This is a genomic window from Helicobacter sp. NHP19-003, from assembly GCF_019703305.1.
GTDB lineage: Bacteria > Campylobacterota > Campylobacteria > Campylobacterales > Helicobacteraceae > Helicobacter > Helicobacter gastrocanis.
On record NZ_AP024814.1, the window covers coordinates 210,536 to 232,657 of the forward strand.

General features: G+C 46.6%; 25 protein-coding genes, 1 rRNA gene and 1 pseudogene. 16 read left to right on the forward strand and 11 right to left on the reverse strand.

The window, feature by feature from the left end; genetic code table 11:
* The first annotated feature begins 5 nt into the window (after positions 1-5).
* The 4 genes from K6J72_RS01215 to mnmA are packed head-to-tail and all read left to right on the forward strand — an operon-like array spanning position 6 to position 3,365.
* On the forward strand, positions 6-1,211 hold the full coding sequence (locus tag K6J72_RS01215; protein WP_221279937.1) for an adenylosuccinate synthase: 1,206 nt from the start codon (positions 6-8) through the stop codon (positions 1,209-1,211).
* Positions 1,208-1,642, forward strand: a complete 435-nt coding sequence (locus K6J72_RS01220; protein WP_221279939.1) for a flagellar FliJ family protein — start codon at positions 1,208-1,210, stop codon at positions 1,640-1,642. The genes K6J72_RS01215 and K6J72_RS01220 overlap by 4 nt, the downstream gene beginning before the upstream one ends.
* 13 nt (positions 1,643-1,655) lie before the next feature.
* The gene (locus tag K6J72_RS01225) at positions 1,656-2,327 is read left to right on the forward strand and encodes a MotE family protein (protein WP_221279941.1); all 672 of its coding nucleotides are present in this window, start codon (positions 1,656-1,658) and stop codon (positions 2,325-2,327) included.
* The gene (gene mnmA, locus K6J72_RS01230; protein ID WP_221279943.1) at positions 2,328-3,365 is read left to right on the forward strand and encodes a tRNA 2-thiouridine(34) synthase MnmA; all 1,038 of its coding nucleotides are present in this window, start codon (positions 2,328-2,330) and stop codon (positions 3,363-3,365) included.
* On the opposite strand, the gene K6J72_RS01235 is transcribed toward mnmA, so the two are convergent.
* Entirely contained in the window at positions 3,362-3,715 is a 354-nt protein-coding gene (locus K6J72_RS01235) for a hypothetical protein (protein WP_221279946.1), read from the reverse strand. The genes mnmA and K6J72_RS01235 overlap by 4 nt on opposite strands.
* A gap of 108 nt (positions 3,716-3,823) precedes the next feature.
* On the opposite strand from K6J72_RS01235, the gene K6J72_RS01240 reads away from it, so the two are divergent.
* The 3 genes from K6J72_RS01240 (at position 3,824) to K6J72_RS01250 (ending at position 8,341) form a co-directional block, all read left to right on the forward strand.
* On the forward strand, positions 3,824-5,179 hold the full coding sequence (locus tag K6J72_RS01240; RefSeq protein ID WP_221279947.1) for an outer membrane family protein: 1,356 nt from the start codon (positions 3,824-3,826) through the stop codon (positions 5,177-5,179).
* Between the two features lie 56 nt (positions 5,180-5,235).
* Positions 5,236-6,585, forward strand: coding sequence for an outer membrane family protein (locus K6J72_RS01245; RefSeq protein ID WP_221280999.1), 1,350 nt, complete (start codon positions 5,236-5,238; stop codon positions 6,583-6,585).
* Between the two features lie 257 nt (positions 6,586-6,842).
* Positions 6,843-8,341, forward strand: a 16S ribosomal RNA gene (locus K6J72_RS01250).
* Positions 8,342-8,488: 147 nt separating this feature from the next.
* Here K6J72_RS01250 and K6J72_RS01255 read toward each other — a convergent pair.
* Positions 8,489-8,674, reverse strand: a complete 186-nt coding sequence (locus K6J72_RS01255; protein ID WP_221279949.1) for a hypothetical protein — start codon at positions 8,672-8,674, stop codon at positions 8,489-8,491.
* A 29-nt stretch (positions 8,675-8,703) separates the two neighbouring features.
* Entirely contained in the window at positions 8,704-9,132 is a 429-nt protein-coding gene (tnpA, locus tag K6J72_RS01260) for an IS200/IS605 family transposase (protein ID WP_034376438.1), read from the reverse strand.
* 64 nt (positions 9,133-9,196) lie between these two features.
* Here tnpA and K6J72_RS01265 point away from each other — a divergent pair.
* Positions 9,197-10,461 (forward strand): annotated as a pseudogene (locus K6J72_RS01265) (RNA-guided endonuclease InsQ/TnpB family protein).
* Here the strand turns inward: K6J72_RS01265 and K6J72_RS01270 are convergent.
* The 5 genes from K6J72_RS01270 to K6J72_RS08195 form a co-directional block, all read right to left on the reverse strand.
* Entirely contained in the window at positions 10,447-11,142 is a 696-nt protein-coding gene (locus K6J72_RS01270; RefSeq protein WP_221279952.1) for a hypothetical protein, read from the reverse strand. The pseudogene K6J72_RS01265 and the gene K6J72_RS01270 sit on opposite strands and share 15 nt — an antisense overlap.
* Before the next feature lie 156 nt (positions 11,143-11,298).
* Positions 11,299-11,661 (reverse strand): hypothetical protein, encoded by a 363-nt coding sequence (locus tag K6J72_RS08180; RefSeq protein WP_260320611.1) that lies wholly within the window; start codon positions 11,659-11,661, stop codon positions 11,299-11,301.
* Positions 11,646-12,143, reverse strand: coding sequence for a hypothetical protein (locus tag K6J72_RS08185; RefSeq protein WP_260320612.1), 498 nt, complete (start codon positions 12,141-12,143; stop codon positions 11,646-11,648). Before K6J72_RS08185 ends, K6J72_RS08180 begins: the two co-directional genes overlap by 16 nt.
* Entirely contained in the window at positions 12,140-12,508 is a 369-nt protein-coding gene (locus K6J72_RS08190; RefSeq protein WP_260320613.1) for a tetratricopeptide repeat protein, read from the reverse strand. The genes K6J72_RS08185 and K6J72_RS08190 overlap by 4 nt, the downstream gene beginning before the upstream one ends.
* Before the next feature lie 7 nt (positions 12,509-12,515).
* Positions 12,516-13,142, reverse strand: coding sequence for a tetratricopeptide repeat protein (locus K6J72_RS08195; RefSeq protein WP_260320614.1), 627 nt, complete (start codon positions 13,140-13,142; stop codon positions 12,516-12,518).
* 427 nt (positions 13,143-13,569) lie between these two features.
* Here K6J72_RS08195 and K6J72_RS01290 point away from each other — a divergent pair, with 427 nt between their 5' ends.
* The 3 genes from K6J72_RS01290 to K6J72_RS01300 all read left to right on the forward strand — a co-directional run bounded on the left by K6J72_RS01290 (position 13,570) and on the right by K6J72_RS01300 (position 16,615).
* Positions 13,570-14,100: a hypothetical protein gene (locus K6J72_RS01290; protein ID WP_221279954.1), complete on the forward strand. Its 531-nt coding sequence runs from the start codon at positions 13,570-13,572 to the stop codon at positions 14,098-14,100.
* A gap of 418 nt (positions 14,101-14,518) precedes the next feature.
* A complete protein-coding gene (locus K6J72_RS01295) occupies positions 14,519-15,394 on the forward strand; it encodes an alpha/beta hydrolase (RefSeq protein WP_260320615.1) in 876 nt (291 codons plus the stop codon).
* Positions 15,395-15,565: 171 nt separating this feature from the next.
* Entirely contained in the window at positions 15,566-16,615 is a 1,050-nt protein-coding gene (locus K6J72_RS01300) for an NAD(P)-dependent alcohol dehydrogenase (protein ID WP_221279956.1), read from the forward strand.
* A gap of 35 nt (positions 16,616-16,650) precedes the next feature.
* Here the strand turns inward: K6J72_RS01300 and K6J72_RS01305 are convergent, their stop codons facing one another.
* The gene (locus K6J72_RS01305; protein ID WP_221279958.1) at positions 16,651-17,073 is read right to left on the reverse strand and encodes a hypothetical protein; all 423 of its coding nucleotides are present in this window, start codon (positions 17,071-17,073) and stop codon (positions 16,651-16,653) included.
* A 253-nt stretch (positions 17,074-17,326) separates the two neighbouring features.
* On the opposite strand from K6J72_RS01305, the gene K6J72_RS01310 reads away from it, so the two are divergent.
* The 5 genes from K6J72_RS01310 (at position 17,327) to K6J72_RS01330 (ending at position 20,483) form a co-directional block, all read left to right on the forward strand.
* Entirely contained in the window at positions 17,327-17,635 is a 309-nt protein-coding gene (locus tag K6J72_RS01310; RefSeq protein WP_221281237.1) for a hypothetical protein, read from the forward strand.
* A gap of 337 nt (positions 17,636-17,972) precedes the next feature.
* Entirely contained in the window at positions 17,973-18,527 is a 555-nt protein-coding gene (locus K6J72_RS01315; RefSeq protein ID WP_221279960.1) for a YceI family protein, read from the forward strand.
* A gap of 6 nt (positions 18,528-18,533) precedes the next feature.
* Positions 18,534-19,847: a glutamate-1-semialdehyde 2,1-aminomutase gene (gene hemL, locus K6J72_RS01320; protein ID WP_221279962.1), complete on the forward strand. Its 1,314-nt coding sequence runs from the start codon at positions 18,534-18,536 to the stop codon at positions 19,845-19,847.
* Positions 19,825-20,097, forward strand: a complete 273-nt coding sequence (locus K6J72_RS01325; RefSeq protein ID WP_260320616.1) for an AtpZ/AtpI family protein — start codon at positions 19,825-19,827, stop codon at positions 20,095-20,097. The genes hemL and K6J72_RS01325 overlap by 23 nt, the downstream gene beginning before the upstream one ends.
* Complete coding sequence (locus K6J72_RS01330; RefSeq protein ID WP_221279964.1) at positions 20,097-20,483, forward strand: hypothetical protein; 387 nt, start codon at positions 20,097-20,099, stop codon at positions 20,481-20,483. The genes K6J72_RS01325 and K6J72_RS01330 overlap by 1 nt, the downstream gene beginning before the upstream one ends.
* On the opposite strand, the gene K6J72_RS01335 is transcribed toward K6J72_RS01330, so the two are convergent.
* Both K6J72_RS01335 and nadC read right to left on the reverse strand, forming a co-directional pair.
* Complete coding sequence (locus K6J72_RS01335) at positions 20,464-21,303, reverse strand: thiamine-phosphate kinase (RefSeq protein ID WP_221279966.1); 840 nt, start codon at positions 21,301-21,303, stop codon at positions 20,464-20,466. The genes K6J72_RS01330 and K6J72_RS01335 overlap by 20 nt on opposite strands.
* Positions 21,303-22,118, reverse strand: a complete 816-nt coding sequence (nadC, locus tag K6J72_RS01340; RefSeq protein ID WP_221281017.1) for a carboxylating nicotinate-nucleotide diphosphorylase — start codon at positions 22,116-22,118, stop codon at positions 21,303-21,305. Before nadC ends, K6J72_RS01335 begins: the two co-directional genes overlap by 1 nt.
* Between the last annotated feature and the right edge of the window lie 4 nt (positions 22,119-22,122).

Sequence of the window (22,122 nt, forward strand, 5' to 3'; positions counted from 1 at the left end):
TTCGTATGGCTGATGTAGTTGTGGGGGTGCAGTGGGGCGATGAGGGCAAGGGCAAGCTAGTCGACAGGCTGGCCCCCAATTACGATTTTGTGGTGCGTTTTCAAGGCGGGCACAACGCCGGGCACACGATCGTGGCCAAGGGCAAGACCCACGCCCTGCACTTGATCCCCTCGGGTGTGTTGTATCCGCAGTGTCAAAATGTGATCGGCAATGGTGTGGTGGTGGCTTTGGATGCTTTGGTGCAGGAAATGCAGCCTTTTGGGGATTTAAAGGGGCGGTTGTTTGTGAGCGATCGGGCGCATTTGATCTTGCCCCACCACCCCATGCAAGATGTACACACCGAGAGTACACAAAGCGCGATCGGCACAACCAAGAAGGGCATAGGCCCCGCTTATCAAGACAAGGTCGGACGAGTGGGGCTTAGAGTGGGGGATTTAAGAGAGCCTAAACTCTTAAAAGACAAGCTCGCCCACAACTTGAGTGCACATGCCAACACCCCAGACCTACCCACACTCAACGCCCTTGAGGACTATTTAAACACCTACGCCCCCTTGATTTTACCCTACACCACGGACACCACAGCCCTTTTATGGGAGGCACTAGATCACGGGCAAAAAATCCTACTAGAGGGCGCACAGGGGAGCATGCTCGATGTGGACTTTGGCACTTACCCCTTTGTTACCAGCTCCACCACTATCGCGGCGGGGGCGTGCAGTGGGAGTGGCCTTAGCGTCAAGGACATTGATAAAATCATCGGGGTGGCTAAGGCGTATTGCACCCGCGTGGGCTTAGGGCCCTTCCCCACTGAGGATTTAGGACAAGTGGGGGCGTATTTAAGAGAAAAGGGGCATGAATACGGCACAACCACAAACAGGGCTAGGCGGTGTGGGTATTTTGACGCAGCTGCAGTGCGTTATGCTTGCCGTTTAAATGGGTGCAGTGAGGTTGCCTTGATGAAACTCGATGTCTTGGATGGCTTGAAGGAAATTTTGGTGGGTGTGGGCTATGAAAACGCGAGCCCCAGCCTAGAGGAGGCAAAGCCCATTTACAAGCGTTTTAAAGGCTGGAAAAACAGCGCGGGGGTGAGCGATTTTAATGCTCTGCCCAAAGAGGCGCAAGAATACATACTTGCCTTGCAAGAGCTTATCGGGGTGAAGATCAGCGCTGTGTCTACCAGCCCCCAAAGAGAAAACATGGTGTTGTTGCCATGAACTTAAAAACCTTTAAAGCTTTGGTGCGTGTCAAAAAGCAAGCCATGCAACGCTGTGAGGCAGACATTGCAAGCAACCTTGCCAAAATCCACGCCAAATACGAGGAGCAACAAGGTTTGGTGAGTGATCTAAACACCCTAAGCGTGCCCACCCAAGCCAACATGGCGGCGTTTTCCCAGTGCAACAGCCTCAAAAAGAACTACCTATATGCCATAGACCAAGTGGGGCTAGAGATTAGCGAACTTAAGGCCATAGACACCCACTTAAAAGAGCTGTATAAAAATGCGTGCATTGAATACGAGAAGTTGCAGTATTTATACACCTTAGAACTCCGTAAAATGGCACAAAAGCTTGAAAAAGAAGAGGCAAAACAAATGGATGCGATCGGGGCTGAAGTCTTTTATCAAAAACAAAAGGCACGCCGTGCGTAGGCTAGGACTTTTTATGATCTGTGCAGGGTTGCTCTTTGGCGACACCAGCCAGGACACCAGCCACATCCAAAGCAATGGGGCAAATCCGCCCGAGCCCTTCCCTAGTCTAAAAACTCCAAAGGGTGCAGACCCTTCGTCTAAGCAGTTTTTGCAGTGCAATGCGATTTTTGAATCCCGCAAGGCAGAGATCAATAACCAGCTACAAGTCTTGCAAGAGCGGGCACTGACCTTACAAAATTTACAAGAACAAACCCAAAGCCTTTTAGATCAGCGCAACGCCAAAGTGGCCAAGCGAGAGGAGGCGCTAGAAGCGCGCTTGAAGGAATTTGAGGCAAAGCAAAAGGCGTTTAAGGACTTGCAGGCACAAAAGGAAAAAGATCTAAAAAAATTGGTTGCACAAAATGAAGAACTTTTAAAAGAGATCAAAGAGGCGAGCAGCTCTAAGGTCGCCACGACCTATGCCAAAATGAAAGACTCCAAAGCCGCCCCCATTTTGCAAGACATGCCCATCGATCAAGCCGCCACGATTTTATCCAAACTTGAAGCAAAGGACATGGGTAAAATTCTGGCCAAAATGGACCCGCAAAAAGCAGCCAACTTGACCGAAATGTTGCAAAAAGGACCGCCATTTAAAGCACCGCCCCCGCCGCCCCCGCCGCCTAAACCAAAAGATGAGGATGAATGAATGAAAATAGCTGTTTTGATGAGTGGGGGCGTTGATAGCTCTTATAGTGCCTATCTCTTAAAAGAGGCTGGGCATGAACTTTTAGGGGTGTATTTAAAATTACACGGCAAAGAGGAAAAACATGCCCAATACATTAAAAATTGTGAGGCTGTCGCGGAGTTTTTAAATATCCCCTTTGAGGTCGTGGATTTTCAAGAGGCGTTTAAAGAGAAGGTGTATCAAGCTTTCATAGATGCCTATAAAAGCGGGCAAACCCCAAACCCTTGCGCTCTGTGTAACCCCTTGATGAAATTTGGGCTAGGGCTAGACTTTGCCCTAAGTAGGGGCTGTGAGAAAATCGCCACGGGGCATTATGCCCGTTTAGAGCAGGTGCAAGGGGTGCTAAGGATTAGAGAGGCCGCGGATTTGAGCAAGGATCAAAGCTATTTTTTATACGCCCTGCCCCAAAGGGCGATAGACGCGCTCGTTTTTCCGCTAGGGGATTTGTCCAAAAGTGAGATCAAGCCCAAAGCTCTAGAAGCGATGCCCTTTTTAGGGGATTTGCAAAGTTATAAAGAGTCGCAAGAAATTTGCTTTGTGGAAAAATCTTATATAGACACGCTCAAAGAACATTTAAAAGTGGATTGTGAGGGCGTGGTTAGGGATTTGGGCGGGCAGGTGGTCGGCACGCACAAGGGCTACATGCACTACACCATCGGCAAGCGCAAAGGCTTTAGCTTGAAAGGCGCACACACCCCGCATTTTGTCGTAGGCATTGACGCAAGCAAAAACGAGATCATTGTGGGCAAAAAGCAAGATTTGGCGGTCTTTAAAGTAGAGGCGCAAAACAAATCCTTGCCCAAAACCTTCAAAGAGGGGATATATTTGGTGAAAGTGCGCTACCGAAGCACCCCCACTAAAGCTAAGGTACACCTAGAAGGCGACACCATCAAAGCCACTTTTACAGAGCCTGTCTATGGAGTCGCCCTAGGGCAAGCCCTAGCAGTCTATGAAAAAGATTGCGTGCTAGGTGGAGGGATCATCACCAAGAGCGCCTAAAAGCGCCAATGGAAACTGACATGGTAATCACTCTGCAACTCCGTAGAGGCGTTGCTGATGGGGAAGTAAATATTGACATGCTTTTGGCACTTACCCACAAACCCATCGTACTGCCCGGAGCGGATGTCTAAAGCCTTAAAGTTGACTAAACGCTTGAGGGCTTGCTCGGTCGCTAAAAGCGCCTCTTGCACCGCCCGCTTTTCTAAAAGCTGTTGCCTTCGTTTTGCATTTGCCAACGCCTTGACGCTCAACACAGTTAATTTCACGGGGTGTAAAGGTGCTCGCCGCCCCTCAGCATACCCCACTTCTACATATGCACCCAAACGGCTTAAGAAAGCCAAACAAATCAATGGCTTAAATACCCCATCAAAACTCCTTATGGTAAAATAAAAGTGGCCTGCATTCTAGCATGGCAAATCTTAGAATTTTGTGAAAACGGTTGCTAAAATGACAAGATTATGAAACGGCTTGTAGCGGTACTTTTTGGTGTCTTTGATCTTGCCCACGCCCTAGATTATAAAATCTCTGGACTTGCAGGCTCGTTCTCGCGCATTGGCTTTAACAACAGCCCCATCAACACCAAAAAAGGCATTTACCCCACAGGCAGCTATGTTACTTTGGTGGCTTCTTTGCAAATGAGCGTGAATCTCTTGCCCAAAGGGGTGGAAAACCACAAACTAAAAGCCGCCATAGGGGCAGAGATCGGAGATTTGGCTTACGACTCGACACAAACCCTAACGGACACGAGTGGGCTAGAAAAAGGTTTTCTACCGGCAAACTATTATTACATGGGACGCTGGGAAGGCTATTTTATGGATGCCCCTTGGAAACACTCACGCTATGAAACCGACATGCATACGCGCGATTTCGTGCTCCACACTTTGTATTTGGATTACAACTACAAAGACCATTTTGGCTTTAAGCTTGGGCGTTACCGTAGCCGTGCCTTGTTTCTAAGTGGATATAATCAGGGTGTCCAACTTTTTTTACACTTTGGCAACTGGAGCTTGCAATGGTTTAGCTCCTACGGACGGGCTCGTGCTAATTTGCAGTATATCCGCGACTTCTACGCTCCCATTAGCTACAAATTCCCCGATGGCCAGCACATTAACTACGGTCTACAATCTTTAAGTTTTGTCTATAGACGCGACTACAAACGCAACCGCATCACGGTGATGCCCTTTGTGTGGTTTTATCCCAAGCTTTACACTGCCCCGGGATTGCAGCTTGACCTTAAATTAGCCCGTGCCAATTGGACAGTCCACACCCACTTTTATGCGTGGTTTCCCATTTATGACTCCTATATGACGCACAGATATTTTAGAAGCGCATTGGTTGGGGAAGACACGGCTAGTCTATTGATTTACCAGCATTTTGACATTGCCAACCATTACAACTTTGGCTGGGGGGTGTATAAAAACTTTGGCAACGCCAGCGCGTGTATCGGCTGGACCGGTTTGCCCGTCCCCTTTGGCACCAAAGACAACACCCCCTATGCAAAGGCTTATTCCAATCTATATAATGCTAACTCTCTTACGGCTTTCTCCTATTTGGGCTTTAAGGTAAAAAACTTTTCGTGGCAACTACTAGGCAAAATCATACAATCACCTAGGGCCAATTCCGAAAGCCTCATGCTGACCTTAAGATACGACCTAAATAAGCACACCCACTTAATGTTGAAAATCAATGGTTACGATGTTAGCATACATAAGGGCTATAAAGTGGGCTATTTTTCGGCAGGATATAACCCTAAGTTTCAAGCCAACACGCAAGATCGCAGCTATGTGATGACCTCCATGGGCTACGATTTTTAAGGACTTTTATTATACAATCTAGTTTTTACACAATCTCACAAAGGGGGCTTTGCTTGATTCAAAAAGTCCTAGCCTTTTGTGCCTTTTTCCTCTCCCCTTTTGCCCCGCAGTTGCGCGCTCTAGATTATAAAATCTCAGGGCGTGTCGGCTCTTTCTCACGCATCGGTTTTAACAATGCCCCCATCAATACAAACAAAGGACTTTACCCCACAGGCAGTTATGTAACAACCATTGGGGCTTTAGAAATAAACGCTAATTTATTGCCTAAATCTGTGGAGAATCAAAAACTAGAAGTGGGGCTTGGAGGGGAGATCGGCGGGCTTGCCTACGACTCCACTAGGGGGTTAAGAGATCAAAACGGGGTGCTCCAGCCAGCTAACTGGTATTATATGGGGCGTTGGGAGGGCTATTTAATGAACGCCCCTTGGCGGCATACACGCGAAGAGGACGAGTCGCACGCCAAAAATTACATTTTATACAATGCCTATCTAAGCTACACCTACAAAGACATTTTTGGGATCAAGGCGGGGCGGTATTTAAGCCCTGAAGCGTTGTTTTTGCGTGGCTATAATCAAGGCTTTACCCTCTTTTTGCATTTAGGCAAATTCAAGCTTAGATGGTTTAGCACTTATGGACGGGGTTTGGCTAATATCCAGTTTATCCGCAACTTCTACGCCCCTGTGAGCTATGAATTTAGCGATGGCAGACGGGTCAATTACGGCATGCACGCGGTGAGCCTAGCTTACAACACCAAACACTACACCCTCATGCCCTTCTTTTGGTTTTACCCTAAAAACTTCAACGCTCCGGGTGTGCAGTTAAGTGCTGTATTTGAGCGGGGGCAGTTTAAACTCCAAAGCGATGTCTATGCATGGTTTCCCATTTATAGCCACGCTCTAGCCAAGACTTATTATCGGGGCAATTTAATCGGTACAGCCACAGCGACTTTACTCGTGCGCCAAAGGCTGTATTACAAAAACTACTACATCGGTTGGGGTGTGTATAAAAACTTTGGCAACTCCAATGCCCAGCTGGGCTGGAATGGCTCGCCTGTGTCCTTTGACACAACCGATGACACCCCCTATGAGGACGCTTACACCAACCTTTACGATGCCAATGCCCTCACTTTGCACGCTAGAGTGGGGGGCAAGTTTCATGATTTCTCTTGGTATTTGCTTGGCAAACTCACCTTTGCGCCTAGAGCTAATGCGCAGAGCTTGGGGGTAACTTGTGAATACAACTTAGGCAAGCACATCCACCTAATGCTACGCCTCAATGGCTATGAAGTGAGGATGCATCGAGGCTATAAAGTGGATTACTTTGGTGCGCCTAACCCTAAATTTGCCCCCACTACACAGGATCGTAGCTATGTGATGACTTCGATCAGTTATGATTTGGAGATTTAACCTCCGCTTAAGCCCCCCTTAAGCTTTAAAATCCTATAATCGCGTTTTGCCAAAGTTAAAGCCCTTAAAAAGCTGAAACGCAAGCGCAATGTTCTTTGACATTTAAGCAAGAGAGTCTTGAAGCCAAATTTGTTTTTGCATTTTGTTTTTGGCTTTAAAGAACTCTAGTTTTTGACACAACTTGTCTATAACAGAGTAATCTTGTGTGCTTGTAGAGAAATCTATCAAGCACAGAGCCAGTTTAGGATAAACTTAACTTTATGGAGAGTTTGATCCTGGCTCAGAGTGAACGCTGGCGGCGTGCCTAATACATGCAAGTCGAACGATGAAGCCTAGCTTGCTAGGCGGATTAGTGGCGCACGGGTGAGTAACGCATAGATGACATGCCCTTTAGTTTGGGATAGCCACTAGAAATGGTGATTAATACCAAATACCACCCTATGGGGGAAAGATTCATCGCTAAAGGATTGGTCTATGTCCTATCAGCTTGTTGGCGGGGTAAGAGCCCACCAAGGCAATGACGGGTATCCGGCCTGAGAGGGTGAACGGACACACTGGAACTGAGACACGGTCCAGACTCCTACGGGAGGCAGCAGTAGGGAATATTGCTCAATGGGCGCAAGCCTGAAGCAGCAACGCCGCGTGGAGGATGAAGGTTTTAGGATTGTAAACTCCTTTTGTGAGAGAAGATAATGACGGTATCTCACGAATAAGCACCGGCTAACTCCGTGCCAGCAGCCGCGGTAATACGGAGGGTGCAAGCGTTACTCGGAATCACTGGGCGTAAAGAGTGCGTAGGCGGGGTTGTAAGTCAGGTGTGAAATCCTATGGCTTAACCATAGAACTGCATTTGAAACTACAACTCTGGAGTGTGGGAGAGGTAGGTGGAATTCTTGGTGTAGGGGTAAAATCCGTAGAGATCAAGAGGAATACTCATTGCGAAGGCGACCTGCTGGAACAATACTGACGCTGATTGCACGAAAGCGTGGGGAGCAAACAGGATTAGATACCCTGGTAGTCCACGCCCTAAACGATGGATGCTAGTTGTTGGGGGCTTTGTCCCCCCAGTAATGCAGCTAACGCCTTAAGCATCCCGCCTGGGGAGATGGGTCGCAAGATTAAAACTCAAAGGAATAGACGGGGACCCGCACAAGCGGTGGAGCATGTGGTTTAATTCGAAGATACACGAAGAACCTTACCTAGGCTTGACATTGAAGGAATCTGCTAGAAATAGCGGAGTGTCTAGCTTGCTAGACCCTGAAAACAGGTGCTGCACGGCTGTCGTCAGCTCGTGTCGTGAGATGTTGGGTTAAGTCCCGCAACGAGCGCAACCCTCTTTCTTAGTTGCTAACAGGTTAAGCTGAGCTCTCTAAGAAGACTGCCTGCGTAAGCAGGAGGAAGGTGAGGACGACGTCAAGTCATCATGGCCCTTACGCCTAGGGCTACACACGTGCTACAATGGGGCGCACAAAGAGATGCAATGCCGCGAGGTTGAGCCAATCTTAAAAACGCCTCTCAGTTCGGATTGTAGGCTGCAACTCGCCTGCATGAAGCTGGAATCGCTAGTAATCGCAAATCAGCCATGTTGCGGTGAATACGTTCCCGGGTCTTGTACTCACCGCCCGTCACACCATGGGAGTTGTGTTTGCCTTAAGTCAGGATGCTAAAGCAGCTACTGCCCACGGCACACACAGCGACTGGGGTGAAGTCGTAACAAGGTAACCGTAGGTGAACCTGCGGTTGGATCACCTCCTTTCTTAGAGAAACCCTTTAAGACTTCGTTGTCTTAGAGCAGGCTCAAGGCTCTCTTGCTTAGGTGTTAGAGGATGTATTCTTTTTAATAAATCTGTAATCCGTATAGAGTTTTCTGTTTAGCGTGGGTTTGTTGCCAAATAGTGTGGGCTTATTTGCCCTGCCCATTTTGGGGATAGTGATCTAAAAGATGCCTGTAGCGCGCATAATTTTTCTCATCTTTGAGGGCTTTATAAGAGTTAGCTAGATTTTCTAATAAAATGGCTGTGTAGGTGGCTTGCTCTTTGATTTTTAGGCTTTGCTGGTAAAATTTAAGACTCTCCGGCAGAAATCCCACTCGTCTTTAGCGGGTGGGATGAATGCCCCCTACCCTTGATTTTCTATGTATCTTTTGATGGTTTCTGGGTTAGCTTCTCCTATGGAACAGGCAAAAAATCCATCTGTCCAAAATTTTTGTTCTTTCCAAAAATGCTTGCGTAAGAACGGGATAAATCTTGGTTCTCTCCAAACTCTATAAGTAGTCATCTGCTTGATCCGCAAGATAATGGAACTGATAGACACCCTAGGGATATATTGAATCATCAGGTGTAGATGATCTTTATCTGTCTCCATTGCTATGATGATAAAATCTGAACTTTCCTCTATCTCTTCAAGCACAGACTTTATAAAAATAGCCACATCTCCTACGAGCAACTTTTTTCTGTATTTACACACTAAAATCAAATGGGCTTTTAGATTATGTTTGCTCCTGTTTGTGGACAAATAGCCTTTGAGTTTGTAATGGTTTTCTTTCATAGCTCTACCTCAAAAATATTTTATAAAATTATGTTATAATGATGTAAAGTTAAGGCGTAAGAAATTGCTTAAAGCAATAAAGTTTAGAATTTATCCCACCATAGAGCAAAAAACCTTGATACACAAGCACTTTGGCTGTGCTAGGGTGGTCTATAACTACTTTTTAGCATACCGCCAAAAGCAATACGCACAAGGCATTAGAGAAAATTACTTTAGCATGCAAAAGGCGCTCACTACTCTCAAAAAACAAGAGGCTTACGCTTACCTAAGTGAATGCAACTCTCAAAGCTTGCAAATGGCACTAAGACAGCTGACAACAGCCTTTGATAGGTTTTTCTCTAAGCTGGCAGATTATCCTAGATTCAAATCTAAAAGCATGCGAAGCAGTCTTTCTGTGTCCCGCAACACTTAGAGATGGATTTAGGCAACAACCAAGTCAAGCTACCCAAATTCAAAGAAGCTATTAAAGCCAAGTTTCATAGGCATTTGCCTACAAACTCTATCGTCAAACAGGGGTTTATCTCTTGCGTAGCAGATAAATACTATCTCTCTATAAGCTATGAGGATAATGAGCCTGAACCTAAACCCACAACTATCAAAAAAGCTGTGGGTTTAGATATGGGTTTAGAGTCTTTAGTGATAGCCAGTAGTGGCGTGCTCTATCCCTATAAAAAGTTTTTTCAGAATCTACAAACCAAACTCACTAAAGCGCAAAGGAGATTGTCTAAGAAACTAAAAGGTTCTAGTAATAGAAAAAAACAAGCCAAGAAAGTGGCACAAATCCACGCTTCTATCAGGAATAGCAGAGAGGACTACCTACATAAAATCAGTAATGAGATAACCAATCAATACGATTTGATAGCAGTAGAAACCTTGAAAGTTAGGAATTTGGTCAAAAACCACAAACTAGCTAAGAGCATTGCCAATGCCAGCTGGTCTAGGCTCATTAGTCTATTAGAATATAAGGCTGGTTGGAAGGGTAAAACCCTTATCAAAATTGACCAATACTTCCCTAGCTCTCAAATCTGCTCGACCTGTGGGAGCAACACAGGTAAAAAGCCACTGCCTATTAGAAATTTTATCTGCCCTTGTTGTCAAACATACCACCACAGAGACCTAAACGCTAGCATCAATATCAGAAACTATGCTTTGGGAATGCTAGATGAGCGACACGCTATCAAGGTAGATAAAACTAGGGTAGGGATTACCCGAAGTTACGCTTGTGGAGATTCCGCTAACGGGGCTGTAACCAAGTATGGCTACATACTGGATACTGCTAGTTATGGATCGTTGAAGCAAGAAGCCCACCCGTCTTTAGCGGGTGGGTGATTCACTAGCCTCTTTGTAGTGTTCTTCTTTATAGGCGCATTGCCCAGCCATATAAGAGCTAAAAGCAGGGCGGTATTTGATTTGAGCGAGCCAAATAAAATGCTCTAGGGCTTTTTTGTATTCTTGCTCTGTAAAAAGCCCCATCGCATCGTGAAAGGCTTGTTGCCGGTGGCTGTAATCTTTGGTGAAAACACGGCTTGTAGTTTGGTTGCTGGTATGTTGTTTTACAGAGCAATAAGCAATGAAAACAATGACCGCCAGCCCAATAAGCACAAGCATAAACCACCCTAGACAACCCATGGGTTTTTCAGTGCTAGGTGTTTCGGTCCTAATCAAAACACCGTAAGGGTTGAATACGCTTATCTTATCCCCTTGTTTGATGCGTACACTATCTCCTGTGCGACTCAAATATTCCCCGGGTTTTCTAAAGAGTTCGTTATCCTCTTCATCATAAACACTGACTTCGGTATCGTTGTGCCTTACACCGCCGATTATTAAAATAAAATTAGCATCTAAAACATAGCCATATGAGTCGAGTTTGCATACTTTATTCCCCCGCCTGACGAGCGCATAATTATTCACAAAGAAAATGCACTCTCCGGATTTTTTAAAAAGCTCTTCACCATTTTCATCGTAGGCATAAACCTTAGTGCCCTTTTGCTCCACATGGCTAATTTGCATAGCTTTCTCCTAAGCCTCTTTAGGCATTTGCCCCAAAATCTCTAATTCTATATAACTTTGCAATGCCGCTTTGTCTAGTACGCTATCAAAGACTTGGAAGTTGGTTTGCTCACTCATGTGCGCCTTGATCGCCTCGTGATAGAGAGTCAAAGCGTTTTAAGAAGTCTTTAAGAAGTCTTTAAAATCGGGGCTGTTTTGGGACAATTCGCCTAACATGGCGTGATCTAAATTTTCTTTAAATTTGGCGTTTAACAACACCTGGCTTTTTTGCATGTCTTGCACATTGAGCAAGACAACGCCAATGCCAAAGCTGGTGTGCAAGCGTTTGAGCAAGTCCATTAAATCGCTATCTTGTGTGTTGATTTTCTCCACCACTAGGTAACCCTCATGCGCCCAAGAACTATTGCTAATGGCTTGGAAGTAATATTCTCTGCAATGGCTTAAATCCATCTCCTTTTTGAGCTCAAAAGAAAAGAGTTTCAAGGGCAAATTGCCAAAGTTTTCTACAAATTGGCGCAAGGTGGGCTCAAAGTTTTGGTAGGTAAGCTTGCCCCCACCATGTCCGGATAAAGCCAAGAGTTTTTACCCTTTGTGCCCTTTAAGGCTTTTTCGTGGTAGATGGTCTTGGTGTGTGCGCCCCATTTGGTGTAAGCAAAGTGGGCTAGCAAAGGGTGTAATAGGCGTTCGTGGTGGGTTTCTATCCTGCCATAAGCCGGGGTTGAGCTCTTTGCATTGAGCGCATATTCTTTTAAGGCAATAGTGATAGGGCGTTGTGAAACCTGCACAAAGGGCAAGTCTTCTTTGTTCTTTAAAGCCAACCACACGGGGTAATAAGTCCCATCTTCTGCTGTGCTAAACATCTGGCTAATCTTGCCCGCGCTGTAAAGTTCCTGTGCCCTGCTATAAAGCGCATGGATGGACACGGGGGCTTTTGCCTCTTTGAGCACGGCTAGGACAATGTCTAGGTAGTCTTTTTTCATCTCTTGGCTCCCGTTGTTCATTTGCTTAAAAGCGTGCAGGCTTGCTCATAGCCTTCATCGCAAGCTTGTTTGCTGTATTCTGTAGCCTGGTTTTTATCTACCAGCACCCCTAAGCCCTTTGCATAGATGGTCGCTAAATTCCAATAAGCCCTACCAGCCACCCCCTTATCTGTTGCGCCCCTCCCACCTTCAAGATACTCTAAGGCTTTTTTATAGTCTTTAGCCACACCCTCTCCATTAAGATACATCTCTCCCAAATAAGCACAAGCATTGCCATCTTTCCCATCAGCCGCCTTTTGGAAGTATTCTCTAGCTTTGGCTAGGTCTTTGGGGACACCTTGGGCATTGGCATACATTTTACCCACGACATTAAGAGCTACAGGCAAACCCTTATCAGCCCGCCTTTTGGAAGTATTCTCTAGCTTTAGCTAAATTTTTAGGAACACCCTGCCCGTTTAAATACATTGTGGCCGCTTCAAAGTAACCTAGTGCACTCCCCTTACTTGCCGCCTTTTGAAAGTATTCTATCGCTTTAGCAGAGTCTTTAGGCACACCCCCTCCTCCCCACGAACCTCCTGGACCAAGTAAATACATTTGCCCTAAATTCACAAGAGCCTCCACGCTCCCCTTTTCTACAGCAATTTGGAAGTACTCTAGTGCTTGTTTATAGCTTTGCCCTACGCGATTGTGTCCACCAAGATACATCATCCCCATATAGCGATACGCCTCCGCACTGCCTGCTTTGGCAGCATCCTCAAATAGATTTAGAATGTCTAGCGGACTATGCAAAGAACCCATGGGATCACGCCAATCATTTTTAATCATGTTTTGATAGACTTGGATGGCGTATTTTAAAAGAGCCTCTGCTGTCCTTTCTGTGGGCGGCTCAACTCCAAATCGCGACATGCGTGCTCGTGTCTGTCGTTGTTTAGCCCCCTCAGCCTCCCTAGCTTGCTCTCTCTCTTGGCGTTTTTTTTGCAAAATTTGATTGGGCGTTTCTTGGGGTTGTGAATTCCCCAACAACCCCCCCAAGCACCCACTTAGCATAGGGGCTAATAAACACCCACCCAGCACAATAGGACATGATTTAAAGATTTTCATAAGAGCCCCCAAGAATGAGGGCTAAAAAAGCAAGAGAATTAGAGAGAGTTACCCCCCCCGCACAAAACTAGCGAAGTTAGACATGGCGATCCTTTTTTATAGAAATAAAGGCGATTCTAAAGTAAGAAAATTAAAGAATAGCTTAAGAATAGCTTAATAGGTGAACTTGCGGTTGGATCACCTCCTTTCTTAGAGAAACCCTTTAAGACTTCGTTGTCTTAAGGACAAGGCTCAAGGCTCTCTTGCTTAGGTGTTAAAGAGACACTTTTAAAATCTCTCGACTTTTTCTACTAGTCTTAGGATTTTTGTTAAAATAGTTTCTCATTCTTTAGTTAAAGGCTTTGCTATGGGACAAAAAGAGTTGTTGCAAAGATTTGTAGAAATTGAACATGCGGATACAGAGAAGAAAAATCGGCAGACATCCCGTAACCTCATTTTTAAGCCCCTTAAAGAAGGATGGGATCGGTGGCTAGAAAATTTAAATCTTAACTATACAAGCTATGTCAGTTTCTACCAGCGGGATTGGCCAGCGATTTGTTTTACGCGTCAAGACATTTTGGGCGATGAGTATGTCAATGGTCTCTCACTTAAACAAAGAGCGGGAATTTATATTTGGCTAGGCTACGGCTGGAAAATCCACACTTTTTATTTACGCATTGGATGTGCTAACAGCCCATATACACCGGAAGAATGTGTAGCTTTCAGAACATTATTTAAGATTTTTAAGAATGGTGAGTACGACACTAAACATGACAACGAATACCGGAATTTCAAACAACTCCAAGAAAATTTTTTATACGACTTTGTAGAGTTAGTGAAAGTCTTGAATGCGGTGCCTAAAGAAGAGTTTTTGAAAGATGGTGGGGATATAAAATGAGGTGTTAAACAACATGTTGCCAAAGACCTATCCACACACATCGATCTCTTGCGCTCGGTATCTACTCAAGATCAGGAGTAATGGGGAAAAACTCTTCAAAACTTCATTGTCTTGAGGAGGGACTCAAGGCTCTCTTGGCTTAGGCATTAAGACACTCTAAATCCCCTAGATTTTCTTAAAACCCCCAAAAATCCGCTACAATGTCGTTTTTAGCTAAAGGCACACCATGATCACCAAAGACACGAGTACAAACCCTACACGCCCTAGACTTCACAAAAGAGGACGACATCTACACCCCACACCTATCAAGACGGGGCAAGTCTTTGGATTAATGGTGTTGGCCACGCTTACCCTTGCAAAAGACCTAGATAATACACAAAATGTTATAGATGAAATGCCACCCCCCTTAAGGGGCAAAATGCACCCCATCCACACGCAAGATGCCCGCCAAAAATACCTAGACATCGCTTACGCCACAAAGTCAAAAGCCCAAAAGTTAGACATTTACTTGCCTAAAGTGGGCAAAGCCCCCTACCCTGTGATCTTCGCTATCCATGGGGGTGGGTTTGCCTTTGGAGACAAAGCCACAGGAGAGGTTAATCCCCAAATGCACGCCCTAAAGTATGGCTACGCTGTGGTGAGCACCAATTACCGCCTTTCCAAAGAAGCCACATTCCCCGCTGCCATTTATGATCTCAAAGCCGCCGTGCGCTTCATTAAAGCCCACGCCAAGCAATACCACCTAGACCCCGATAAAATCATCGCATGGGGAGATTCTGCTGGGGGTAATTTAGCTTCTATGTTAGGCACAACGGCACTCCACCCCGAGCTAGAAGACTTGACAATGGGTGATGCCAACCAAACAAGTCAGGTGCAGGCGGTCGTGGATTTTTATGGCCCCATAGATTTTAAAGTGATGGACGCACAATTCAAACAGGGCGGGCAACCATCCCACAGAAAACACCCCGTCAATGCTCCCAACTCCGCAGAGTCCCTATACATGGGTGTTGCGATCACCAAAATCCCTTATCTAGTGGAGTTTGCCAACCCCACCAGCTACATCTCTAAAAACACACCCCCCTTTTTTATCATGAACGGCTCTAAAGACCCCATTGTGCCCACACAGCAGAGCGTGCTTTTTGCAAAGGCTCTGCAAAATGTGCTGGGTAAAGATAAGGTGATTTATGTCCAATTACGCGGGGCTGGGCATGGCGGACCTGCTTTTGAAAACACCAAAAACTTAGCCTTAGTGTTTGCATTTTTGAAAAAGCTAAATTTAGCCCCTTTGCATTGAAAGTTTTTTCAGGTTGACAAGTTGACAATCTGATCAAGTTTTAACCTAAACCCCTTGACAGACACTAAGTGTCAGGTTTTATAATATGGAATGCCCAAAAGATGTTGTGATTTGCTTCATACAAGTTCAATTTTTTGGGTGAAGTTTTTTATCATATTTTAAAGGATAAACATGCAACGCATCGAAGCTAAAGGTTTTGCGATTCATTCTAAAGACGGCAAATTTGCCGAGCACCACTTCACCCGCCACGCTTTAGGCGAAAAAGATGTTTTGATTGACATCCACTATTGCGGGATTTGCCACAGCGACATCCACTCTGCCTACAGCGAGTGGCATGATGGCATTTATCCCATGATCCCCGGACACGAAATTGCAGGGGTCGTTCAAGAAGTGGGCGCACAGGCGCGCAAATTCAAAGTCGGGGATAAAGTGGGCGTGGGTTGTTTTGTCAACTCTTGCAAAGAGTGCACCCCTTGCCACGATCACCACGAACAATTTTGCAAAAAAGCGGTGTTCACCTACGATTGCAAGGATCACTTCCACAACGATGAACCCCACATGGGGGGTTATTCAAATTGCATTGTGGTGGACGAAGACTACATCATCCGTGTCCCCCACGATGCCCCTCTAGAGAAAATCGCCCCCCTGCTTTGTGCCGGCATCACCACTTACTCGCCCCTAAAATTCTCTAACATCAAAGCAGGCTCAAAAGTGGGCATCGCGGGCTTTGGCGGGTTGGGGCACATGGGCTTAAAATACGCTCTAGCGATGGGTGCAGAGGTGAGCGTGATCGGGCGCAGCAACGCCAAAAGGGAAATGGCACTTAGCATGGGCGCAAAACACTATTACAGCGATGTCAAAGACGCAAAAGGGGCAAATTTAGATCTCATCATCTCCACCATCCCCACCCCCTACAACATGGCAGACTACTTGGATGTGCTTGCCTATGGGGGTGAGTTTGCCATTGTGGGCTTGCCCCCAAGGGACAACCCCATCACCCTCAGTGCCGCTAACTTTGTGTGGCACGCCAATAAAAAGGTCTACGGCTCTTTAATCGGGGGGATTAAGGAAACCCAAGAAATGCTAGATTTTTCGATTCTACACAACATTTACCCCGAAATTGAGCTGGTTACGGGCAAAGACATCGACAGAGTGTATCATGACCTCACCCATTCCAACGCTAAGTTCCGCCATGTCATTGACATGAAAAGGTCGTTTTAGGTTGTGCTCGCCCTCTTGGGGGCTTTTAGGGGGGGTTAGTAAATCGTTACATGCTCGGGCTTACAAAAGAGCACAAGTTCCTTGCCATCGCTAAAGCGGTACAGCTCAATGTGCCCCTGGTCCAACACAAAATCCACACTGCAATCGCTCACCGCCACCTCTACGCGCACCATGTGTTCCTCTTTGGGGTCGCGTTTCATGGTTAAAATCCGCCCCGTAAACGCCATAGGGTCTAAAGTGATGCGCTGTGTGAAGCTTGGGATCAACACCTCTAACACCTTTAAAATGATGGTGATGTCGTCATCGATTTGGCAATTTTCCACTTCTAGCTGGGTGCATTTGGCTTGAATCACGACATCTTTTGCCTCAAAATGTACCCGCCAGCGCCCCTGTCCCCTTTCGTGTAAAGAAATCTTACCCCGGATGCGGTTTTTCACATAAAGACTTGCACTTGGCATAATTCTGTCCTTCTGGCATTGATTTTATTAAAGTCTAGCACAATACAAACAACGAGGATCGGCAAGACAAGTAAATGGTTGGGGTGTGCGGGCGTTTTTATGAAAAAATTTTACTTTGTTTGCCACAAGTTTAAAAAATCTACTTCAAAAAAATAATTTCTAGCCGATGTAGGGGTCTATTTCATTTTTAAGGAGTTTTTGTGCGTAGTCGTTCTTTATTTATGAAACTGGGGGGGGGGCGATAGTCGCCCTCTTGCTTGCAGGTTGCACCACTAAGATTGCAAGCATTAACCCCAACCAACCCATGACAGGACATGTGAATCAGGTCTTTGGGTATGCTTGCGATAGTTTTACTTGGCCTTATGGTCCTGTTGATGATTTGAAACAGCAAGCCTTGCAGCAAGTGCAAAATCAGGCGAATAACTACGCCGCAGCAGTGGGGGCGAAAGGAGGTGAGTTGATTAATGTAACGGTCAAAAAAGAGATTTGGCCTTGGTTTTGGTGGCTCTTGGGACAAAAATGCGTAAAAGTGGAAGGCTACGCACGCCCCAAGACCAATTAGGCTAAAGTGGGCGTGACGCTTGCTGACATTGAGGGCTAAAAGCGGGGTGTATCGGTGCGCTGTGGCGTGTGTGGCGCAACACCCTGACAAGCCCCTTAAGCCTCCTTGCTAGGTAGAGACTAAACCTCTTCAAGTTTGTGATGCCTTAAGCTTTTAGAGCTAACCCCGCCTTGACTTGCCTAGCCCCCGCTTTGAAGTGGAAAACTAGGCTAAACCCTCGCCTTCGTGTATTTTTGCACCACTTAAAAGCACCCCCGTGATAAGCCCCTTGCTAAAGCCCTTTAAAAATCTTGTTTTCATGTTATCATGGGTGGGTCTAAATTTTTAAGGAGAGATAATGAAAAAATTAGCAATCGGTGTGTTTTTGGCTTATGGTTTAATGCATGCGGCAAGCCTAGATACAAGCAAGGCGAGCATGGAGTTTACGGCGTTTAAAACGGCGCACAAGGCGGGCGTGAAGGGGACTTTTGACCATGTGATCTATAAATTTGGCAAGGACACTTCGACCATCGCCCACATTTTGGATAAGGCGAGCGCTACGATCAATGCCGATCAGCTAAATCTGCACGATTCAACCAAAACCAAAAATGTTAAAGAAGCGTTTTTTGATCTCTTTAAAGACAAAACCCTCAAAGTCATTTTTAGAAATGTCGTGGTTGGCGACAAACAAGGCACGATTTTAGCCAGTGTGCGCATGAACGGCAAAAGCGTAAAAGTGCCCATGAGCTATAAAATTGAAAACAAAGAATTGGTCGCTACGGGCGTGCTCGACATTTTAGAATTTGGTTTGCAAAAAGAGTTTGCTGAACTTGCCAAAAAATGCAGTGTGCAACACGAAAAACTCACTTGGTCGCAAGTAGAGATCAGCTTTAAAGCCCCCGTTAAAGAATAGGTACAGATGACAAAAAAAGAGTTAGAGCACCCGCTCTTACACAGCATCAACGATTTTAACGAAGCCAAGCAGGTGATTGTGGGGGGGGTGAACTCCCCCGTGCGGGCGTTTAAAAATGTCGGGGGCGTGCCCCCCTTCATCTTTAAGGGGCGGGGGTATGCGCTCTTTGATGTGGACGGCAATACCTATGTAGATTTCGTACAAAGTTGGGGACCCTTGCTCTTTGGGCATGCCGATCCAGAGATTGAGGAGCGGGTCATCAACACCCTGCAAAGGGGTTTAAGCTTTGGTGCACCCACGGAGTTAGAAACCACTTTGGCCAAAAAGATTGTGGCGCGCTATGAGGGCGTGGAGAAAGTGCGCCTAGTGAGCAGTGGGACGGAAGCCACGATGAGTGCTATCCGCCTAGCTAGGGCATTCAGCGGTAAGGACGACATTTTAAAGTTTGAGGGCTGTTACCACGGACACAGCGACAGCTTGCTGGTGAGTGCGGGCAGTGGGTGTGCTACCTTTGGCAACCCCTCTTCTTTAGGTGTTCCCCACGACTTTAGCAAGCACACTTTAGTCGCCCGCTACAATGACTTAGATTCGGTCAAGGCGTGCTTTAAGGCGGGCAATGTGGGCTGTGTGATCATTGAGCCGATTGCCGGTAACATGGGGCTGATCCCGGCTAAACTAGAGTTTTTGCAAGGCTTGCAAGAGATTTGCCAAAAAAACGGGGCGGTGTTGATCTTTGATGAAGTGATGAGCGGGTTTAGGGCAAGTGCCAGCGGGTCGCAGGGCTTGCACCACCTTGTCCCCGACTTGGTTACCTTTGGCAAGGTCATTGGCGGTGGGCTACCCCTAGCGTGCTTTGGCGGGCGGGCGGACATTATGGACTTGCTCGCCCCCGTGGGCGGGGTGTATCAGGCGGGGACCTTAAGCGGTAACCCTGTCGCCGTAGCTGCAGGTATTGTGGCTTTGGAGAAAATCAACAGACAGCCTAAGCTGTATGAACGCTTAGAGGGGCTTGCCAATCAATTTTGCAAAGGCTTGAAAGAAATCGCCCACTCTTGTGGCTTTGCCCTGCAAACTTGTGTTAGGGGGAGCATGTTTGGGTTTTTCTTCAGCGACAAGGAAGTGCAAAACTTTGAAGACGCGAGGCAGTCTAACACCGCTCTTTATGCGCAGTTTCACCAAAAAATGTTGCAAAAAGGCGTGTATTTGCCCGCCTCCGCCTTTGAAACGAGCTTCATCTGTAGCCCGATGGAAAGCTCTATCATTGAAGCCTGTTTAGGCAAGGCACAAGCGAGTTTTTATGAGATCCAACATGGAGCCTAAACCCAAATTCAAGCCCGTGGTGGAGGGGGCAAATGCCTTGAGTCTTGGCATTTCCATAGTCGTGGCCATCTTGCTTGGCATTGGGGTGGGTTATGGCTTGGTGAAGTTAACGGGCATTGTGTGGCTCTTTTGGCTAGGCGTTGCTTGGGGCGTGGGGGCAGCGATCTTAAATGTCTATAAAGCCTACAAACAGACCAAAAAAGAGCTAGACGAGCTGGCTAATGACCCCAAATACAAACCCCTCGCCTGATGTGTTCGTATCTGTGTGCCTTGCTCTTACTTGGCTTTAATGTGCTGTGTGCTTTGGGGGTGCTTTGGCGTTTTCAAGGGCTTGGGGTGCTGAGTTTTGAGGTGGGGTTTTTGAGTTTTTTATTGATTTTGCTAGCCGGTTTCAAACAGCTGAAAAACAAATTGCAAACAGCTAAAGAACCCATGCCTTCTAAGTTCTTTGCCTTTGGTTTGGGGCTGCAAATCTCTGTGGGGTGGCTAAAAATCCTCGCCTACGGGGTGTTTTTAGGTGGGTTATTTGGCTTGTTGAACCTTAAACTGCTCGTGCCTGTGGCTTACTTTGTGGGGCTTGGGGCGTGCTTGGTGGGCGTGGTGGGCCTACAAGCCCTTAGGCGTGCCAAATCTTAGGGCGGTAGCGTGAAATCCCCCGCCTTACCACCCCCACGAAGTTTAACTTAGTGCGGTGTTGCTTAGCACGCCTCATCAAAGCTAGTTTATGTTTTGGGGGGACGCTTAAAAGCAATTCATACTCTTCCCCGCTTAGATAGGTTTTGTTTCTGGGATTGTCAAGCTTGCACGCAAGTTTGTTGAGCTTTGATAAGCGGTTGCACTCAGCGAGCAGTCCGTCTGAAATGTCTAGTCCAGCGTGCACGAAGGGGCGTACGCTTGAAATAAAGCCTAGCAAGTTTTTGAGCTGTGGGCGGATGAATTTGGACTTGGGCGACACTTTACCCCCTCTAAGTAGGGTCCCTAAGTCCTTGTAGCTTTGCCCAAGTGTGCCCGTATGCACTAATAAATCTTTGGGGCGCATTTTGGTGCGTTCTAAAGGTTTGTGGCTTTTGGCAATGAGGGCAACACTTAAACTCAAATCCCTGCCTAGTGTGGTGTCCCCCCCCACAATTTTAATCTTAAATTCTTGGCAAGCTTTGGCAATCCCTGCGACTAATTGCCTCATCTCTGCTAAATTGCACCCTTTGGGTAGTTGTATGCCCAGCAAGGCGTACTTAGGGCAAGCTGCCATTGCGATGGAGTCGGAGATGTTCACGCACATGGCTTTGTAACCGATTTGGCGCATACTTAGCCACTCCCTCTTAAAATGCACCCCCTCACTGAATAAATCCAGCATGTAAAGGGCTTTAGGCGTGTCTAGCAACACCCCATCATCGCCCAAACCCCACACCACCCCGCTTTGGGCTAGGGCGTTTAAGAAGGTTTGCTCCAAGTCCACTAAATGCGGAAGCTAAAGTCCACCCACACCGCTTGGTGTATCAACGCCCCGCTGCTAATGGCATTGACCCCACTTTTAGCGTAGGCTTGCACGCTTTCTTCTGTGATGTTTCCGCTTGCCTCTAAGAGCACCAAAGGGTAGTTTTTATTGCGCTCGGCCACGACTTCTTTTATGCTCTCAATGTCCATGTTATCGCACATGACAATGTCTGCCCCCGCTTGCATGGCCTCTAGTGCCATTTTGACATTGCTCGCCTCAATCTCAATTTTAGCCGTCCACGGGATTTCTTGGCGGGCTTTGGCGATGAAGGCTTGCAGGTTGCCGATGTGGGCCAAATGCGTGTCTTTCACCATCAGAGCATCGTCAAGCCCGAGGCGGTGGTTTTTAGCCCCCCCATTTCTCACCGAGTACTTTTCAAACACCCTTAAAAGCGGACGGGTTTTGCGGGTGTCTAATAGACTGATGGGGTGGTCTTTGACAAGGCGCACGAAGCTCGCGGTCTTGGTGGCGATGCCACTGCTGTGTTGCAAGATGTTTAAAAGTACCCTTTCAATTTGTAAAAGCAGCCGCCAATCCCCCTCCACTTCTAATAAAGTTTGCTTAGGGCTAAAGCTCTCTTTGTCCGCAATTTTCCACGCATATTTAAGCCCCAGCATTTCTAAAAGCTCTGTGGCGTAAATTTGCCCTGAGAACACCCCACTATCTTTAGAAAGCACGCAAGCTTTCACCTCTTTAGCCCCCACCAAGCGGGCGAACAAATCCCCCGCTCCCAAGTCCTCCGCCAAACAATCCTCTAAAAACGCCCGTATCTGCAAATCC

What these genes read in the sequence shown, in the direction of transcription:
- K6J72_RS01215 (WP_221279937.1), top strand. Translation starts at nt 6, where the DNA reads ATGGCTGATGTAGTTGTGGGGGTGCAGTGGGGCGATGAGGGCAAGGGC.
- K6J72_RS01220 (WP_221279939.1), top strand. Translation starts at nt 1,208, where the DNA reads ATGAACTTAAAAACCTTTAAAGCTTTGGTGCGTGTCAAAAAGCAAGCC.
- K6J72_RS01225 (WP_221279941.1), top strand. Translation starts at nt 1,656, where the DNA reads ATGATCTGTGCAGGGTTGCTCTTTGGCGACACCAGCCAGGACACCAGC.
- mnmA (WP_221279943.1), top strand. Translation starts at nt 2,328, where the DNA reads ATGAAAATAGCTGTTTTGATGAGTGGGGGCGTTGATAGCTCTTATAGT.
- K6J72_RS01240 (WP_221279947.1), top strand. Translation starts at nt 3,824, where the DNA reads ATGAAACGGCTTGTAGCGGTACTTTTTGGTGTCTTTGATCTTGCCCAC.
- tnpA (WP_034376438.1), bottom strand. Translation starts at nt 9,132, where the DNA reads ATGAAAGAAAACCATTACAAACTCAAAGGCTATTTGTCCACAAACAGG.
- K6J72_RS01270 (WP_221279952.1), bottom strand. Translation starts at nt 11,142, where the DNA reads ATGCAAATTAGCCATGTGGAGCAAAAGGGCACTAAGGTTTATGCCTAC.
- K6J72_RS08185 (WP_260320612.1), bottom strand. Translation starts at nt 12,143, where the DNA reads ATGAACAACGGGAGCCAAGAGATGAAAAAAGACTACCTAGACATTGTC.
- K6J72_RS01290 (WP_221279954.1), top strand. Translation starts at nt 13,570, where the DNA reads ATGGGACAAAAAGAGTTGTTGCAAAGATTTGTAGAAATTGAACATGCG.
- K6J72_RS01295 (WP_260320615.1), top strand. Translation starts at nt 14,519, where the DNA reads ATGCACCCCATCCACACGCAAGATGCCCGCCAAAAATACCTAGACATC.
- K6J72_RS01300 (WP_221279956.1), top strand. Translation starts at nt 15,566, where the DNA reads ATGCAACGCATCGAAGCTAAAGGTTTTGCGATTCATTCTAAAGACGGC.
- K6J72_RS01305 (WP_221279958.1), bottom strand. Translation starts at nt 17,073, where the DNA reads ATGCCAAGTGCAAGTCTTTATGTGAAAAACCGCATCCGGGGTAAGATT.
- K6J72_RS01315 (WP_221279960.1), top strand. Translation starts at nt 17,973, where the DNA reads ATGAAAAAATTAGCAATCGGTGTGTTTTTGGCTTATGGTTTAATGCAT.
- hemL (WP_221279962.1), top strand. Translation starts at nt 18,534, where the DNA reads ATGACAAAAAAAGAGTTAGAGCACCCGCTCTTACACAGCATCAACGAT.
- K6J72_RS01325 (WP_260320616.1), top strand. Translation starts at nt 19,825, where the DNA reads ATGAGATCCAACATGGAGCCTAAACCCAAATTCAAGCCCGTGGTGGAG.
- K6J72_RS01330 (WP_221279964.1), top strand. Translation starts at nt 20,097, where the DNA reads ATGTGTTCGTATCTGTGTGCCTTGCTCTTACTTGGCTTTAATGTGCTG.